The sequence below is a fragment of the Moorena sp. SIO4E2 genome, assembly GCF_010671945.1.
Lineage (GTDB): Bacteria > Cyanobacteriota > Cyanobacteriia > Cyanobacteriales > Coleofasciculaceae > Moorena > Moorena producens.
This window is the reverse complement of sequence record NZ_JAAHIE010000925.1, coordinates 1-2,210: the sequence shown is the minus strand read 5'-3', so window position 1 is coordinate 2,210 and position 2,210 is coordinate 1. Positions and strand designations below refer to the sequence as shown.

Here is a 2,210-nt window from a genome sequence, read left to right as displayed (position 1 = left end):
ATAAATATCGGGTGTGGCGGGGTGGTTCCTGCTACACCTTGCCTAAAAACTGCCGTTCTGGGTCTCGCGGCGTCTTTAATCCGGCCTTGAGGCACCTCGTCGGCAATATTGGTTTTCGTGTGGTGTGTGCCCAGGAGTGGACTCCGTAACCCTTTACCCTTTTCCCAATGTGGAACAGGCTTCCAGCCTGTGATAGGCGGGCAAAATTTTTGGTATGGCAGTTGTAGTAAAGGTTAAGATATATTTCTGCGTTGAAGCTTCCTACTCCCTAAGAATTTTTCAAACTAAATAATTTGGCAAAAAGGCATGGATATAGCCTAAAAGTGTGATTTAATGACGTCTAAAGTGTTAGAGGGTTTTTTTAGCTATTAGGTGAGCTTGACCTTGGCGAATTAAATTCACCACGGGTCGCACCTGAGGTACACAGGATTTTTTCCCTGTTCCCTATTCCCTGTTCCCTAGAGCCTAAAATTATGACTTTGAAAATTTTCTGTGACCAGAACTATCTGCCAGAGGGCATGACCTATGAGGCAATCCTATACCCCTTTTGGGGCAAGCCTCCCGAAAATCCTGAGGATCCCATTAGTAGTTGTTTTGACCACTATGTAGAGATTGGAAAGTCTCTATTTAAGATGTCGTCTCTGGAGGAAGCAGATTTTGCAATTGTACCAGTTAATTGGGCACTATGCAATTCTGAATTGGAACATAAAGCCAGACAATTAGCAGAAAACGTTAAATCAGCAGGCAAGCCCTTAATCAGTTTTTTTGGTGGAACTTCTTCCCATCTTAACTTACCGATTGAAAGTGATTTTGTATTCCGTAACTCCCTCTATCGATCCCTTAGAAAAAACAACGATTTTACCCTACCTCACTGGAGCGAAGACTTTGTTGAAAACTATCTGGACAACAAACTCAATATCCGCCAAAAATGCTTAAAACCGGTAGTTGGTTTCTGTGGTTATGCCGTCAGGAAAAATCCCAAAACCCACTTAAAATTTTTATGGTCTAGAGTCAAAAAGAATGTCTTGAACTTGACAACTACTATTCCTCCCTATAATTGGGGACATGTGTTAAGAGGTCGAGCCTTAGATATCTTAGCCAAAGACCCTAACATAATCACCAACTTTCTGATTAGAGAACGCCCAGTTTTCTTCAATCAACCGGACTTCAAGTTGAAGCAAAAGCATCGGCTGGAATTTGTGTATAACCTAATAGACAGTGACTATATCTTCTGTTGCCGTGGCTCAGGTAACAATTCCTTTCGCTTCTATGAAGCATTGTGTTGTGGCAGAATTCCAGTTCTTGTAGATACCGATTGTGTGCTTCCCTACGACTTTGACATTGATTGGAAGAAATACTGTGTTTGGATAAAGGAGAATGAACTTCATTTAATTGGCGATAAAATTGCTGAGTTTCACGACAATCTATCATCCCGGGAATTTGTAGATTTACAGTATGAGTGTCGCCGGATTTGGAAAGAACGAGTATCCCCAGAAGGGTTCTTTCGTAATTTTCATCGTCATCTGCCTATAGCAAAGGGAACAGGGAACAGGGAACAGGCAACAGTAGGGTGCATCTGATATAGCGCTACGCGCAAGTCAGAAGTTAGAAGTCAGAAGTCAAAAGTAAGCTAGGACTAGGTTTCGGAGTTTAGAAATGTCAAACATCTAAATGCGTAGTGCTATTTTTGTAAAAAAGAAGGGAAGTGTGGGGCGGGGGCGCGGGAATTTTATTAGAATTTTTGCCTAATTTCATAAAATCGAAACTAGCAGGTGAGTTTGCACGATGAAAGTCACAACTAAACTAGCACAATTAAGGGCGTTGCTGAATTAAGGAATGAATGCGCGATAATCTGGTTTTATTAAAGCCCCCTAAATCCCCCAATTCTGGGGGACTTTGAGAGTTTTTCCCCCCAGAATTGGGGGGCTAGGGGGGCGAAACCATACTCAGAATCAGCAACGCCCAATTAAGAGCTAATTCCGGAAATATAAGTTACGAAGAAATTTCTGAATCTACGGGAATCGATCGGCAAGAATTAAGGGAACTTGAAAATGGGGAAGCGAATGCGATGAAGCGTTCGCAAAGCGTGGCCCAAAGGCCTCAGCTTCCGCTAAGAGCGATCGCTTTTACTACCCTCGCTCAACTCTGCGCCTTCTTTCACTGTAGTCCCAACGATTTATTGATTGTAGACTGGGAGGGGGAAGAAATAG

1 protein-coding gene is annotated in these 2,210 nt (G+C 42.7%); it reads left to right on the top strand.

Translation table 11 applies throughout. The features are described 5' to 3' along the window. The first annotated feature begins 473 nt into the window (after positions 1-473). On the top strand, positions 474-1,580 hold the full coding sequence (locus F6K37_RS39040) for a glycosyltransferase family 47 protein (protein WP_008189879.1): 1,107 nt from the start codon (positions 474-476) through the stop codon (positions 1,578-1,580). Positions 1,581-2,210 lie beyond the last annotated feature (630 nt).